The following is a 14,021-nucleotide window of genomic DNA, read 5'->3' as shown; positions in this document are numbered from 1 at the left end:
GATGTTAGATGAAACATATCCTTGTCCGGTTTGTCGCTACGGCGAAATATCCGGCTTAACCTTAATGAATGCCTTTGGCTGTCATTTTTGCCAGCATATTTTTACCGCCGATCTTCAGCAAAACTGCATTACAATGGTAGACGGAGAACAACCCCTTACCTGGTATTGGAATGGCCGAGGCTGGCAAGGCATTGGGGCAGAGGTAGAATTTGGCTGGGGACTTTGGCTGGGGGCAGGCTTGCTGGTTTTGCTGCCACCGGCAATGATTTGGCTGACTTCCCGGATTTTTCCCCCGTTACCGGATAGTCCCTGGGCTTGGTTCCCGGATTTTTGGGCAGTTTCCGCTTTTTTCGGCCATATGACTTTGGTAATCTGGTTGTGGATCAAGGCGGTAGAATTCCCGGTACTTGCTTTTATCAAGGCTTGGGGCAGGAGAATTAGATAATTTTTGTTGTTGGTTGGTGGTTGTTAGTTGTTAGTTCTTTGTTGTTTGTTGTTTGTTGTTTGTGGGTATGTCAACCAAACAAAAAACAACCCCCCCTACCCCCCCCTTTCAAAGGGGGGCAACCAACAACGAACAACAAACAACCACCAACAACCAACAAACAACCACCAACAAACAACAAACAACAAACATCTAATGCAGATAAGTATCGAATGTGATCTGATCCGATTGATAACCGGGGGGTTCAATGTGAATTAAGATGCGGGCGGGGGCTAGTTTGGCTTGTAAACGGGCTTCTACTTCTTCGGTGATGCGGTGGGCGGTTTCCACGTCTTTGGCATTGACAATCATATGCATTTCAATAAAGACTTGGCGACCCAAAACGCCACGGGAGGCGATGTCGTGACAGTTGAGGACTCCAGGAACTTGCATGGCGATCGCCTGTATTGCTTCTGGTGCCACAGCCATTTCATCCACTAACCAAGGCAAATTTTCCGTCAGCACTTCCCAACCACTTTTAAACACTAATAAGGCGACGGGAAATGCCAGCACCACATCCAGCCATTGCAACTGGGGCAAGTTCCACATATTCCCTTGCCAAACGCCGATTAATCCGGCAATCACTAACATCGTCACCCAAACATCGCTCATGGTATGTTTGGCGTCTGCTACCAAAATACTGCTACCAATGCGAGTGCCTACTGCCCGTTCATAAAAGGCGACAAAAATATTTATCCCCAAAACGATTAGCAGCAGCCAAAGTTCGTTAGGGGCAATTTTTACCTGATCGCCCCCATTCAGCAGGCGATCGACCGCCCCACGCAAAATTTCAAAGCAAGCAACCCCCAAGAAAGCGGCAATCCCTAGGGCGCCCACCGCATCAAATTTTTGGTGTCCATAGGGGTGGTGGCGATCGGGTTCGGGGGAAGCCAGACGGTTGGTAATTAGTCCTAAAACATTGTTGGCGCTGTCGGTGACACTATGTAGCGCATCCGCAAGTAAACTCAGGGAACCCGTCCAAGTTCCCACCACGACTTTAATCATCATCACCAGTACATTCAATGCTAGGGTGATGAGTAATACTTTGCGGACTTCTGTCCGATTATCGGTAGCCACAGATTTTTCCTTAAGACCTATATATTATCTTATGACAATTTATTAACTGGGGTAGGGACGCTACGTCCAAGCACCCATATCGAGGATGGGGGGTCGCGATCGCGGATGGAAAGAAATTTGCTCACAAAAGTTAAGAGCGTTTCCGTTCACCATTACTATAGAATAGCAAGGCTATTAGGATAGAGCATCCATGTCCGAAACTCAACTTACCCTCAATCTCTTACAGGGCTCAGTGAGCTTTCGCTTCACCCCCGAATCCGCAAAACAGCTACAAAAACACATTGCTGAATTGATGGAGAAATTAAAAGCGGTGGCCGCCAAATCTACACCTGGGGCAGCGCCAGGAAAACCGAGTCCCCAAAAACCGATGGAATATCAATATACCGGGGATGTGTTTCTGGAAATTTTCTGTAATCCCAATATTTATCCCAGTCCTTTTGCGGCTAAAGTGCTGATTACCCTGCGAGACGATCGCATTCGCCTAAGTAGCGAAGCCGAATTGACTCGCTTAATAGAAGATATTAACCAATATCTCGAACAATTTGGTTAAGATTAGTTAAATTTATATCGGGGCAACCACCCGCGATCGATTGCCCCTAATAACTTCAATTAAATCACTCAGCGGAAATTCTAGAAAAGTCTAATTATAATTGTGCTATAATCACACTGGATTCATCCGCTGATAATTATCACAAAATTATCACAAAATTATCACAAAAATTAAGCAATTATGAGTCAATGGAAAGATTTAGCAATGACTTCTCATTACCAAACCGCGATCGCGATTAAAAATGAACTAGCATCAAATCATATCGAATCTGCCCAATCCGGAATAGAGGAGTTAATTGAAGCCTTGAGCCGTGCAGACAAAAGAGCCTTAAAAAGTCAAATAACTCGCTTAATAATGCATATTATTAAATGGAAAACTCAGCCGGAAAAACGCACGCCCAGTTGGGTTTACTCCATTGAAAGTGCGCGAATGGAAATCCAGGATTTACTGGCCGATGAACCCAGCTTAAAATCTTATCTGGAGACTTTGCCCGATGAATTATTTGCCAAAGCTAAGAAATTAGCCGAAGCGGAAATGAATGTGAAATCTGATATTGCCAATATTACAGAAGTTGAATTATTTGAAATGGAATATAAACTGTAAAAATTAGATTTAGATTAACATATAAAAATATACAGCACTTTGCGGAGTTATGAAGTACAAAAAAACTGTCATTCCCGCGCAGGCGGGAATCTATAAAACCTCTGTACTTCATCCTATAAAAACCGCTATAATCAAAATATTTATCAAAAAAATATTAAACAAATATTTTCTATGAATCAAAAAACAATTTTAATCACTGGCGGTACTGGGTCATTTGGCAAAGAATGTATTCGACATATTCTCCAATCATATCAACCGAAAAAACTCATTGTTTACTCGCGGGACGAACTCAAACAATATGAAATGGCTCAAGAGTTTAACTCCCCAGTCATGCGATATTTTATTGGTGATGTGCGAGATGCTCCCCGACTGCAACGAGCCATGCATGGAGTTGATTATGTGATTCATGCTGCCGCGCTCAAGCACGTTCCGATCGCCGAATATAATCCAATGGAATGCATCAAAACCAATATTCACGGATCGAACAACGTTATTGATGCAGCCATTGAAAATCAAGTAGAAAAAGTCATTGCCCTATCCACCGATAAAGCAGCAAATCCGATTAATCTTTACGGTGCCACTAAATTAGCTGCGGATAAATTGTTCGTGGCTGCTAATAATATTGTCGGTCGTCCAAAACCCCGCTTTTCTGTGGTTCGTTATGGAAATGTGGTGGGTTCTAGAGGCTCCGTTGTGCCATTTTTTCAAAAATTGATTCGGGAAGGGGCGAAGGAATTACCAATTACCGACCCCCGGATGACGCGGTTTTGGATTACCCTTCCCCAAGGAGTAGATTTTGTGCTCAAATGCTTTGAGCGAATGCAGGGGGGAGAAATTTTTGTGCCGAAAATTCCGTCGATGAAAATTAGCGATTTAGCCGCCGCTTTAGCCCCAGGAATGCCTACTAAAATTATTGGCATCAGACCAGGAGAAAAACTGCACGAAGTTTTATGTCCTGGGGATGATTCCCATTTGACGGTAGAATTTGCGGATCATTATGTGATTAAGCCCACGATTCAGTTTACACAGCCGGTAGATTTTACTCATAATCCTTTGGGTGAAATCGGCTCATCGGTGGGCGAGGGATTTCAATACAGTTCCGATCAAAATACCCAATGGCTCAGTGCCAGTCAACTGTTAAATATTTTGAACCAATCAGTCGAAGCAATCAGTCAATGAGTGATTTTCAATGAGTGATTTAATGAGTGATTTTATTCCTTACGGACGACAAGATATTAACCAGCAAGATATCGATGCGGTGATTTCTGTTTTGCGCGGAGATTGGATTACCCAAGGGCCGACCATAGAACGATTTGAGCAGGCAGTCGCGGCGTATTGTGGGGTTAATTATGCGGTGGCGGTTTCTAGTGCTACCGCAGCTTTGCACCTTGCTTGTTTAGCCCTGGGACTGGGGGCGGGTGATATCTTGTGGACTTCGCCGAATACTTTTGTCGCTTCGGCAAATTGTGGTTTGTATTGTGGTGCAGATGTGGATTTTGTGGATATTGACCCCCAGACCTACAATCTGAGTGTTACTGCCCTGGAACAGAAACTCTCCCAGGCTGAACGAGACGGTAAACTGCCCAAGGTGGTTGTACCCGTTCATTTGGCAGGACAGTCTTGCCAGATGGATAAGATTGCCGCTTTGTCTGAAAAGTACGGTTTTACAGTTTTGGAAGATGCCTCTCATGCTATTGGTGCGAAATATCAGGGCAGTCCGGTAGGAAATTGTCAGTTTTCAGATATGGCGGTATTCAGCTTTCATCCGGTGAAGATTATTACCACTGGAGAAGGGGGTATGGTGGTGACAAATCGTGCCGATTTGTGGGAAAAGCTGATGCGGTTGCGGACTCACGGCATTACCCGCAATCCTGAGTTAATGCAGGGTGAGTCTCATGGGTTGTGGTATTACCAGCAGTTAGAGTTGGGGTTTAACTACCGGATGACTGATATTCAAGCGGCATTGGGTGCAAGTCAGATGAAACGTTTGGATGAATTTGTGTCCCGTCGTCGATTTTTAGCGGAACGTTATAATCAGTTGTTGTCAGATTTTCCCCTAGTTTTACCTTGGCAACATCCTGATACTGAATCTAGCTGGCATCTTTATATTATTCGGCTGAAACTGGATCAAATTGCTCAAACTCATCGCCAAGTCTTTGAGGATTTACGACAGGCTGGGATTGGAGTAAATTTGCACTATATCCCGGTTCATACTCAACCTTATTATCAAAAACTAGGGTTTGCTTCGGGGGATTTTCCTGAAGCTGAAGCATATTATCAAGAGGCGATTAGTCTTCCTTTGTATTATGGTTTAAGTGAAGAAAATCAAAACCGAGTTGTGGCAGTTTTGCGGGATATTATTGAATGTTGTGATTTCTGATGTTTTTAAATGATGTTTTTCAATATAGAGGTAAGGGCGAAGCATTCGCGCATCAAGATGCCCGGTTAACCGACAGATTATCTCCGCGAATGCTTTTCCCCTACAGGAAATTTTGATATGATGTTTCTCAATATAGAGGTAAGGGCGAAGCATTCGCGCATCAAGATGCCAGGTTAACCGACAGATTATCTCCGCGAATGCTTCGCCCCTACAGGAAATTTTGATATGAAAATTGCGATTATTGTTCAAGCCAGAATGACTTCTAACCGCTTACCGGGGAAAGTTCTTAAGCCAGTATTGGGAAAACCTTTGCTGGCATATCAAATTGAAAGATTGCAAAGGGTAAAATTAGCGGATGAAATTGTTATTGCTACCACGACTAATCACAGTGATGAACCTATTGTTGAGTTATGTAATAGTCTTTCTGTTGCCTATTTTAGGGGTTCTGAAACTGATGTTTTAGCTAGATATTATCAGGCTGCCAGAATACATAAAGCCGATGTGGTGGTTCGGGTGACTTCTGATTGTCCTTTAATTGACCCGGATGTGATTTCATCAGCGATCGCTTATTATTTGCAAAAACCGGATGCTTTGAAAAAACCCGGTTTTTATGATTATGTGTCTAACTGTTTAGAACGCAGTTATCCCAGAGGGATGGATACGGAAGTGTTTTCTTTTTCCGTATTGCAAGAGGCTTTTTTAGAAGCCACAGCACAACCAGACCGCGAGCACGTTACCCCTTTTATTTACCGACAACCAGAACGATATCGTTTAGGTTCTATGGTTTATGCGGAAGATTGTAGTCACCATCGTTGGACGGTAGATACTCCCGAAGATTTTGATTTAATTGAGAAAATCCTGACAATAATTTATCCAGAAAAACCGCATTTTACTTTAGCCGATTGCTTGAGTATAATAAAAAAGTATCCTGAGTGGTATTTTATTAATAGTCATATAGAACAGAAAAAATATGGGCAGTAAATCAATCAATCCCCACAATAATCTAGTGCGATAATCTAGTGCGATAATCTAGTGCGATCGCCGCTTTTGTACTTCATAACCATGACAATTGCTATATTTGATTTTACAGTTGATGGAAATACATCTGTTTTATGAATATGCCTGACTAAGTAATTTTCCTTATTTGCAAGAATTGAGTCGGCGCTCTTCTGTGAGCCATTGGCGCTAAGATTTTCTGCCAGAGACTCTTGTTGAGTCAAATGTAAAGTTTTATGTCCACATTCCACACTGCTGTGATATTGCATATTAAAATAAAATGAGTTTGATTGCTGTATAGATGCTGTTGGGTTTCGTTTTCAGATTAGCGACCGACAAATCTGGAGAAGGTTCTCAGCAAAATTGTCTTAAATTGAGTAATAGTAAGGTTTTTCAAACCTAAATTACTCAGTTATCCAAAATGAAAATCACCGTTTTATTGAGGTAAAGCAAACATGACTGTTGACAAGTCAACTAAGAATGATGCCCTAAACTATGCTTTTAGTTTGACGTTTAATCCAGAAATTCTTAGAATTATTTCCTATGTGTCATTGATTATCATACTGCTTGTCGGAGCGATTTTGACTAAAACATTGGTTGACGTTGATCCTCATACCACTGCAATCTATAAATTGTTTGGGTTTAATCACTCCTGTAATTGGTTGGATCATGAACCCAGTAGAACGGTTTCGGCGATGCTTCTACCCTTGTGGGAAGTTCCTTTTCTCTTTTATCTAATTTTCAATTTTTTGAGAATTCAAGATGCTTATAAGGAAAACAAAGCTCCACGATATGCCTATGTCGTATCGGGAATTTTCTTGCCCATTGAAATTCTCTTGACTGTCTGGTTCAGAATTGTGTTTGTCTGGAGTCCAGAAGTCAACTTCTTGTATCATTATCTCCCCTATATCGGCTTTCAGTTTCTTCTGTTTTTGGTAGCCTTCGAGAATGCCCTGTATTTCTATGCGATGAAGGCACTACCCTTTAAAAATAGCCGACTCATGGCCATTGGCTATCTTGTGGTGTTATTCTTAGTAACAGTAGCCTATACGGTCATTGGACTATCAAGTGCCTTTGGACATCCTATTCTCGATCTTATCCACGATCCCGGACAACGCTTATTCTTCAGATCCCTAACCAATTTCTATACGGTTTTAGTTCTTCCTGTTCCTATCATCCTATCTATATTGGAATTGAAGCGATCGCCCAATCATAAACTATCCTTTGAGTAAGCCCTTCAGCAATGCCAATTTTGTCAGGTGTGTTAATCTACATAACACACCTTTTTATTTTAGGATTGTAGGTGTAGGGTGGGCAAAATGCAAGCCCCCCCTACGAATGTTATAACTAATGGGGTCTGTGGTGCATTTATTTCTGCCCGTAAATTATTCCCAATCTTGGCTGGTATCGCACAGAAAACTATCTGCGATCGCGAAGCGGCGCGGATGCGCCATCGCGTCCTCAAACTTATAGGGACATTTTTCTGGAAAAGTTTTTAATGGCAAGTTTGTTTCTCGTAAAGCCAAATCAACTCCTGCTTCAAAGCCATCTTCTAAAGCGTCAAAGATGCGAGACTTTAAGCTAGGATTGCGATAAAAATGGCGATTAATTGCCCGCCGTTGTTCTCGTATAGTCAAAAACAAACTGCGAGAACGGTTTTCTGGTTGATACTCCCACTTGAGAAGATGCCCTAACAAGACAGTAAGACGACTGACTAATTCTCGGTATTCCTGTCTCCCCAAAGCTTCTAACTCCTCCTGTAAATTTTGCCAATCTAACTCTGATACTTGTCTTTTTGCGAGTACCTCTACTTGCCACTGTGTCCAGCCATAAAAATCTTGTTCGTATTGTGAAACTGTTTTAGAATTCATTATGATTAAGGATTTGAACAATAATAAGTTGTACTATTTGCTATGATATCCAAAAATATCATCATCCGCGTAGATGCGTCCACTAAGATCGGTTCAGGTCATCTGATGCGCTGCTTGGCACTTGCTCAAACATGGCAAGATACCCAAGGACAGCCTATTTTTATCATGGCAAATTATGTCCCAGCCTTGGAGGAACGCCTCCAGTCAGAAGGAATGAAATTTGGCCAATTGACCACAGAACCAGGAAGTTTAGCAGATGCCCAGGAAACTGCGGCATTAGCGCATCAGTTTGAGGCGAATTGGGTTGTGCTTGATGGGTATCATTTCGGGGGAAAATATCAGCAAATCCTTAAGCAATCTAAATTAAATTTATTATTTATCGATGATTATGGACACGCGGCACACTATTATGCTGATTTGATCCTGAATCAAAATATCTCGGCTAACGAGCAATGGTATCAGCATCGCGAACCTTATACTCAGCTATTGCTTGGCACTCGTTACACCCTATTGCGGCGGGAATTTTGGCCTTGGCAGCAATGGCAGCGAACGGTATCACCAGTAGCTAAAAAAGTTTTGGTGACATTGGGAGGATCGGATCCAGATAATGTGACGTTAAAAGTGATTCAGGCTTTGCAGCTTTTGGCAGTTGAGGAACTAGAGGTAGTAGTGGTGGTGGGGGGAAGTAACCCCCATTATAACTCTTTAGAAATAGCGGTACAAAATTCACTAATTCCTATTCGTTTGCAGCGGAATGTCACTAATATGCCAGAGTTAATGGCTTGGGCAGATATAGCAATTTCCGCTGGGGGTAGCACTTGCTGGGAATTAGCGTTTATGGGTTTGCCGAGTATTGTGTTAGTTTTGGCGGAAAATCAGCGGGCGATCGCGGCTGAATTAGATAGTCAAGGTGTAATTATTAATCTGGGTTGGCATCAGGATGTGACTATCGATAAAATTGGTTTGGCATTGCAAGAATTGCTATGGGAAGGTCTCAAGGTTGAAACCATGAGTAAAAAAGGACAAACGTTAGTTGATGGCAATGGCGCAAGGCAAGTTGTCTTAGAAATTGTCAATATGTTAGTCTAGTTTTGAATCGGGTTTTATGGGGTCTAAATTATGACAACTTCCCTAAGATACTCACTTTTTGATGTTACTTATCCTGATAGCGATGGTTTGCCAATGGCTGAGAGTGATGCAACTAGAGATTACTTGATTTATGGTGTGGAAAAGTTTGTTCGCGAAGCGTTGTGGACGCAACACGAAAGCGATCGCGTGATTCCAATGATGCAAACCAATGATGCAAACCAATGATGCAAACCCAAATGTTACGCTTAAGAACAGTGCAAGAAAGTGATGCTCAATTACTCTGGGAATGGGCTAATGACCCCCAAGTGCGTGCGGCTTCTTTTTCATCAGAGCCTATTCCTTGGGAACAGCACATTCAATGGTTTGATGCTCAAGTCAAAAATCCAAATTGCATCATTTACATTGCAATAAATTTAGACAATATTCCCATAGGGCAAATTCGTTATAAAATTCAGGATAATCAAGCGGTAATCTCTATCAGTATTGCCAGTGATTATCGCCATCAAGGTTATGGCAGTGACTTAATCAAACTAGGCAGCGATCGCCTATTTAAAGAATTGAAAATTCTCCAAATTCATGCTTATATTAAACCAGAGAATCAGTCATCCATCCGGTCTTTTATCAAAGCCGGTTTTGTAGAAATCGGTACAATCAATTGGCCGAAATCAACGGAAAATAACCAACTAGCCATGCATTTAGTCAAAAACATCCGCGCAACAACTACTTGATATAATCGATCCCCCCAACCACCCTTAAAAAGGGGGGTAAAGAATCTTGCATTTTTTTCTAATTAAATGATATAATTGCCTGATATATTTACCTGATAAATTATGAAAAATATCGTTATATCTGAGAAAAATATCGGAGTCAGTCATCCACCGTTTATCATTGCCGAAATGTCCGGCAACCACAATCAATCTTTAGACCGAGCATTAGAAATTGTAGAAGCAGCAGCTACAGCGGGGGTACAGGCGATTAAACTGCAAACTTACACCGCCGATACGATGACTTTAGATATCAAGAAAGGCGAGTTTTTTATTGATGACCCAAACAGCTTATGGGCAGGTTATTCTCTCTATGAACTCTATCAACAAGCTTATACTCCGTGGGAATGGCACAAACCGATTTTCGATCGCTGTAAAGAACTGAATATAATTGGATTTAGCACTCCCTTTGATGAGACTGCGGTGGATTTTCTCGAATCTTTAAATGTCCCTTGTTATAAAATTGCCTCCTTTGAAAATACGGATTTACCATTAATTCGTAAAGTCGCGAGTACCGGCAAACCGATGATTATTTCTACCGGCATGGCAACCGTAGCCGAATTAGATGAAACAGTCCGCACCGCTAGAGAAGCAGGTTGTCAGGATATCATTTTACTCAAATGTACCAGCACCTATCCGGCCACCCCAGAAAATAGCAATATTTTGACGATTCCCCATTTACGAGATTTATTTAATGTCCAAGTGGGATTATCCGATCACACGATGGGAATTGGGGTCGCGATCGCCAGTATTGCCTTGGGTGCGACGGTGATTGAAAAACACTTTACTTTGCGTCGTGCTGATGGGGGTGTGGATGCAGCTTTTTCTATGGAACCCGAAGAAATGGCGCAATTAGTTGTAGAATCACAAAGAGCTTGTCAGAGTTTGGGAAAAATCCAATATGGGCGAACCAGGGCAGAAGAAAAATCTTTAATTTTTCGGCGATCGCTTTACATTTCCCAAGACATGAAAGCTGGGGAAATTCTCACCCCAGAGAATCTGAGAATTGTTCGCCCCGGATTGGGTTTACCAGCTAAATATTATGATATTCTGTTGGGGAAAACGATTAAACAAGATGTTAAAATCGGCACGCCTGTCACCTGGAATCTATTATAGTACCTGAGTAGCGCAGCAGAATGTAACGCACCAAAAAAGCCGTAGGGTGCGTTAATGCAGCGCAGCAGAATGTAACGCACCAAAAAAGCCGTAGGGTGCGTTAATGCAGCGCAGCAGAATGTAACGCACCAAAAAAGCCGTAGGGTGCGTTAATGCAGCGCAGCGGAATGTAACGCACCAAAAACTCCTGGTAGTTATTAATTTTAGTAAAAAAACAAATGCTCACCTTAGAACAAACCCTGGAACAGCAAAAAAATCTGAATCAACTCTGTGCAGATAGACCTCAAAAAACTTCGGAATTTTTTGCCGGTAATGCTTTCTATGGCATTGATTTAATTATTAAAAAATATGCGAATTTATCCCCGAACTATCCCCTAAAAGCGATCGTGCCTCACGGGGTTAACTTAAGTGATGATAAAGTTTGGGAAGCGGAGTTACAATCACTCCTACCCACAATCTGGGCTTACCCACCTTATCGAGTAAAAAGTTATCTAAAACAACTGCCTAATGACTATCCTCGCAAACAAGTTATCCCGGCGGTTTCTCCATTTTTATATTTAATAGAATTATTAAAAAATCAGCCAAAACCCAAGCGCCAGGGAACGATTTTTTTCCCTTTTCACTCTACCCATCACATCATCGTGAAAATGGATGATGAATCTCTGGCCGAAAAGCTAGAACAACTGCCTGATACTCTCAAGCCGATTACCGTCTGTATTTACTGGAAAGATTATCATTTAGGCCGGCACATTCCTTTTGAAAAAAGAGGGATGCGAGTTGTATCTGCCGGTCATATATATGACCCGGATTTTTTATTTCGCTTTTATCACTTGTGTTCTCTGCATCAATATGCCTCTAGCAATGGGTTAGGCTCTCATTTATTTTACGCGGTTAAGGCAGGGTGTGCTTATTTTCACTTGAATCAAGCGCCGGATTATGAACTACAAGGAGATGATAAGTTTTTAAGACATTTCGCCCCACCTCCGGCGATGAGAGAAGAACAATTAAAGAAGTTGTTTACCAATGTTCATCCTGAAACAAACCTAGAACAAATGGCCATAGTCGATGAATATTTAGGAGCAAAATTTTTGCTATCTCCAGAACAAATGCGTTCTCAACTATTAGCCGCCGAAACTGAATATAATTATTTCCTGGTTCAGTCAGCAGTCAAATACTTGAATCAGGGTAAAAATGTCGAAAATTTAAAAGTTCTGGAAATGGCGATCGCCGCTTTACCGAATGAACCGGGACTGCACTATGGCAAGGCGATCGCCTTAGCGCGAATGGGGCAAAATCAGGCAGCCATAGAAAGCTTAAATATCTTATTAGCGGCTATTCCAGAACATCCAAAAGCCCGACAGTTACTCATGGAAATTCAGCCCAGTTCTGCACAAGGCATTTCTGCCGCCAATTTAGTTGAACAAGCAACCGAAGCCATAAATACGCAGAATCATACCCAAGCATTTGACTTATTAAACCAAGCCAAAAAACTGCAAACCACAACGCAAAAATACACGCAAAACATCGATTATTTGCGAGGAATTTGTTTTCTCAATCAACATCAACCAGGCGCTGCCCTCCAAGCGTTACAAGAAGAACTCCGCTATTTTCCCCAAAATACCGCAGCGCAAACCCTGAAAAATCAACTACTAGATCAATATCCGCAGCTAATCACCGGGAAAATTAACGATCCAGAATTTCAACAATTACTGGAAATTGTTCGCCCATACACCATGTTAAGCGAAGCCCGTTTATATTCATTATTTTCTTTGGTCAAGCAAATTTGTCAAAAAAATATTCCCGGTAATATTGTTGAATGTGGCGTTGCTGGGGGGGGTTCCACCGCATTAATGGCTGCCGTAATTCAACGGTACAGTAAACAACCCCGTTGGTTGTATGCCTTTGATTCTTTTAGTGGAATGCCAGCCCCCACAGAAAAAGATCGACATCAGGGAATTCCTGCGGATCAAACCGGCTGGGGAACCGGCACCTGTGCCGCACCAGAAACTACTGTTCAAGAAATTTGTTCTAAGTTAAAAGTGCGGCAAATTGTTAAAACCGTTAAAGGTTATTTTCAAGAAACTTTGCCCAAAATGCGAAATATGGTGGGCATGATTTCTCTGTTGCACGTCGATGGTGATTGGTATGAATCAACCCAGGTAATTTTTCAGAATTTATATGACCGAGTGGTGAATGATGGTTATATTCAAGTCGATGATTATGGTCACTGGGAAGGTTGTCGCCAAGCGGTTCACGAATTTGCCGAGCAAAAACAAATTACATTGAATCTTCAACCCATTGATGAAACCGGCGTTTTTTTCATAAAACCAGATAAATTTCCTTTGAATCCGATGATTCCAAGCGATCTGATCCGCGAGTTTTATCAAGATGACCCGGTGGCTTATGGAATTGAAAGTCAAATGTCATTAAACGAACGGTTTCAACTTTACTATGTTTTACGCCAATTGCTACCACAAAGCTCATCCCCATTGCGGTTTGTGGAAATTGGCTCTTATGCGGGCAGTTCTTTGTTTTTAGAATGTCAAACATTTAAACGAATTGTGCCACAGTGCCAAGGATTTGCGATCGATCCCGGTGGACATCCCCAATTACAAACAGTTCTCCAACATTTTAAGAATGAAGTCACACACTTGCGAATGTTATCTCATCAAGCCGCCCCGCAATTACAGTCTTTATTTGCTCAGGATGGTCAACAGCCCGTATTTATTTTTGTTGATGGAGATCATAGTTATGAAGGGGTTCGGCAAGATATTCTGAATTATTTTCCGCTATTAGCCCCTGGGGGAATTATGGTATTTCACGATTATTTACCGCCCCTGAATGATGAAAATCGCACGGCAATTTTATTTCATCATGGTGGCAAAGAGCCAGGAATTCGGCAAGCTTGTCAAGAGTTAATGGACAAAACTTATCCTTGCGAACGGATAGAAGTACCTTTGTTATATCCAACGGATCCTACTCAAACTCAGGCACATTTGCCCATTATTCCCGGCGTTTTTTCTACGCTTCGGGTTTATCGTAAACTTTTGTCTTAAGATGATTCTAAAGTTTTTACTTTCTGCCGTTTTCA

14 protein-coding genes are annotated in these 14,021 nt (G+C 41.9%); 12 read left to right on the top strand and 2 right to left on the bottom strand.

Translation table 11 applies throughout. The features are described 5' to 3' along the window. Position 1: 1 nt before the first annotated feature. On the top strand, positions 2 to 445 hold the full coding sequence (locus AM228_RS09080; protein WP_054465801.1) for a hypothetical protein: 444 nt from the start codon (positions 2 to 4) through the stop codon (positions 443 to 445). A gap of 192 nt (positions 446 to 637) precedes the next feature. On the opposite strand, the gene AM228_RS09075 is transcribed toward AM228_RS09080, so the two are convergent. Beyond that, a complete protein-coding gene (locus AM228_RS09075; protein ID WP_054465800.1) occupies positions 638 to 1,561 on the bottom strand; it encodes a cation diffusion facilitator family transporter in 924 nt (307 codons plus the stop codon). Between the two features lie 190 nt (positions 1,562 to 1,751). Between AM228_RS09075 and AM228_RS09070 the strand changes: the two genes are divergently transcribed. The 6 genes from AM228_RS09070 to AM228_RS09040 all read left to right on the top strand — a co-directional run bounded on the left by AM228_RS09070 (position 1,752) and on the right by AM228_RS09040 (position 7,322). Further along, positions 1,752 to 2,111, top strand: coding sequence for a hypothetical protein (locus AM228_RS09070; protein ID WP_054465799.1), 360 nt, complete (start codon positions 1,752 to 1,754; stop codon positions 2,109 to 2,111). A gap of 180 nt (positions 2,112 to 2,291) precedes the next feature. After that, on the top strand, positions 2,292 to 2,714 hold the full coding sequence (locus tag AM228_RS09065) for a DUF29 domain-containing protein (RefSeq protein WP_054465798.1): 423 nt from the start codon (positions 2,292 to 2,294) through the stop codon (positions 2,712 to 2,714). Between the two features lie 171 nt (positions 2,715 to 2,885). Next, a complete protein-coding gene (gene pseB, locus AM228_RS09060) occupies positions 2,886 to 3,893 on the top strand; it encodes a UDP-N-acetylglucosamine 4,6-dehydratase (inverting) (RefSeq protein WP_054465797.1) in 1,008 nt (335 codons plus the stop codon). Between the two features lie 10 nt (positions 3,894 to 3,903). Then, positions 3,904 to 5,094, top strand: a complete 1,191-nt coding sequence (gene pseC / locus AM228_RS09055; RefSeq protein WP_231636715.1) for a UDP-4-amino-4,6-dideoxy-N-acetyl-beta-L-altrosamine transaminase — start codon at positions 3,904 to 3,906, stop codon at positions 5,092 to 5,094. Between the two features lie 225 nt (positions 5,095 to 5,319). Next, complete coding sequence (locus AM228_RS09050; RefSeq protein ID WP_054465796.1) at positions 5,320 to 6,075, top strand: cytidylyltransferase domain-containing protein; 756 nt, start codon at positions 5,320 to 5,322, stop codon at positions 6,073 to 6,075. 470 nt (positions 6,076 to 6,545) lie between these two features. Beyond that, complete coding sequence (locus AM228_RS09040) at positions 6,546 to 7,322, top strand: hypothetical protein (protein WP_054465794.1); 777 nt, start codon at positions 6,546 to 6,548, stop codon at positions 7,320 to 7,322. Positions 7,323 to 7,475: 153 nt separating this feature from the next. Here the strand turns inward: AM228_RS09040 and AM228_RS09035 are convergent, their stop codons facing one another. Next, entirely contained in the window at positions 7,476 to 7,961 is a 486-nt protein-coding gene (locus AM228_RS09035; RefSeq protein WP_054465793.1) for a DUF29 domain-containing protein, read from the bottom strand. 42 nt (positions 7,962 to 8,003) lie between these two features. Between AM228_RS09035 and pseG the strand changes: the two genes are divergently transcribed. The 5 genes from pseG (at position 8,004) to AM228_RS09015 (ending at position 13,986) form a co-directional block, all read left to right on the top strand. Beyond that, a complete protein-coding gene (pseG, locus tag AM228_RS09030; protein WP_054465792.1) occupies positions 8,004 to 9,050 on the top strand; it encodes a UDP-2,4-diacetamido-2,4,6-trideoxy-beta-L-altropyranose hydrolase in 1,047 nt (348 codons plus the stop codon). A 30-nt stretch (positions 9,051 to 9,080) separates the two neighbouring features. Beyond that, positions 9,081 to 9,275 (top strand): hypothetical protein, encoded by a 195-nt coding sequence (locus tag AM228_RS34125; protein WP_197285254.1) that lies wholly within the window; start codon positions 9,081 to 9,083, stop codon positions 9,273 to 9,275. After that, positions 9,272 to 9,778 (top strand): GNAT family N-acetyltransferase, encoded by a 507-nt coding sequence (locus AM228_RS09025; protein WP_054465791.1) that lies wholly within the window; start codon positions 9,272 to 9,274, stop codon positions 9,776 to 9,778. Before AM228_RS34125 ends, AM228_RS09025 begins: the two co-directional genes overlap by 4 nt. A gap of 102 nt (positions 9,779 to 9,880) precedes the next feature. Continuing rightward, positions 9,881 to 10,930, top strand: a complete 1,050-nt coding sequence (gene pseI / locus AM228_RS09020) for a pseudaminic acid synthase (protein WP_197285253.1) — start codon at positions 9,881 to 9,883, stop codon at positions 10,928 to 10,930. A 218-nt stretch (positions 10,931 to 11,148) separates the two neighbouring features. Then, positions 11,149 to 13,986 (top strand): TylF/MycF/NovP-related O-methyltransferase, encoded by a 2,838-nt coding sequence (locus tag AM228_RS09015; RefSeq protein WP_054465789.1) that lies wholly within the window; start codon positions 11,149 to 11,151, stop codon positions 13,984 to 13,986. Positions 13,987 to 14,021: the final 35 nt, after the last annotated feature.

Source organism: Planktothricoides sp. SR001 (genome assembly GCF_001276715.1).
Classification (GTDB): Bacteria; Cyanobacteriota; Cyanobacteriia; order Cyanobacteriales; family Laspinemataceae; genus Planktothricoides; species Planktothricoides raciborskii.
The sequence above is the reverse complement of the archived record's forward strand: the minus strand, read 5'-3'. Positions and strand labels throughout refer to the sequence as shown.

Coding starts and splice junctions, on each gene's coding strand:
- pseC (WP_231636715.1), top strand. CDS start 3,904: ATGAGTGATTTAATGAGTGATTTTATTCCTTACGGACGACAAGATATT.
- AM228_RS34125 (WP_197285254.1), top strand. CDS start 9,081: ATGACAACTTCCCTAAGATACTCACTTTTTGATGTTACTTATCCTGAT.
- AM228_RS09065 (WP_054465798.1), top strand. CDS start 2,292: ATGAGTCAATGGAAAGATTTAGCAATGACTTCTCATTACCAAACCGCG.
- AM228_RS09040 (WP_054465794.1), top strand. CDS start 6,546: ATGACTGTTGACAAGTCAACTAAGAATGATGCCCTAAACTATGCTTTT.
- AM228_RS09035 (WP_054465793.1), bottom strand. CDS start 7,961: ATGAATTCTAAAACAGTTTCACAATACGAACAAGATTTTTATGGCTGG.
- pseG (WP_054465792.1), top strand. CDS start 8,004: ATGATATCCAAAAATATCATCATCCGCGTAGATGCGTCCACTAAGATC.
- AM228_RS09015 (WP_054465789.1), top strand. CDS start 11,149: ATGCTCACCTTAGAACAAACCCTGGAACAGCAAAAAAATCTGAATCAA.
- pseB (WP_054465797.1), top strand. CDS start 2,886: ATGAATCAAAAAACAATTTTAATCACTGGCGGTACTGGGTCATTTGGC.
- pseI (WP_197285253.1), top strand. CDS start 9,881: ATGAAAAATATCGTTATATCTGAGAAAAATATCGGAGTCAGTCATCCA.
- AM228_RS09050 (WP_054465796.1), top strand. CDS start 5,320: ATGAAAATTGCGATTATTGTTCAAGCCAGAATGACTTCTAACCGCTTA.
- AM228_RS09080 (WP_054465801.1), top strand. CDS start 2: ATGTTAGATGAAACATATCCTTGTCCGGTTTGTCGCTACGGCGAAATA.
- AM228_RS09025 (WP_054465791.1), top strand. CDS start 9,272: ATGATGCAAACCCAAATGTTACGCTTAAGAACAGTGCAAGAAAGTGAT.
- AM228_RS09070 (WP_054465799.1), top strand. CDS start 1,752: ATGTCCGAAACTCAACTTACCCTCAATCTCTTACAGGGCTCAGTGAGC.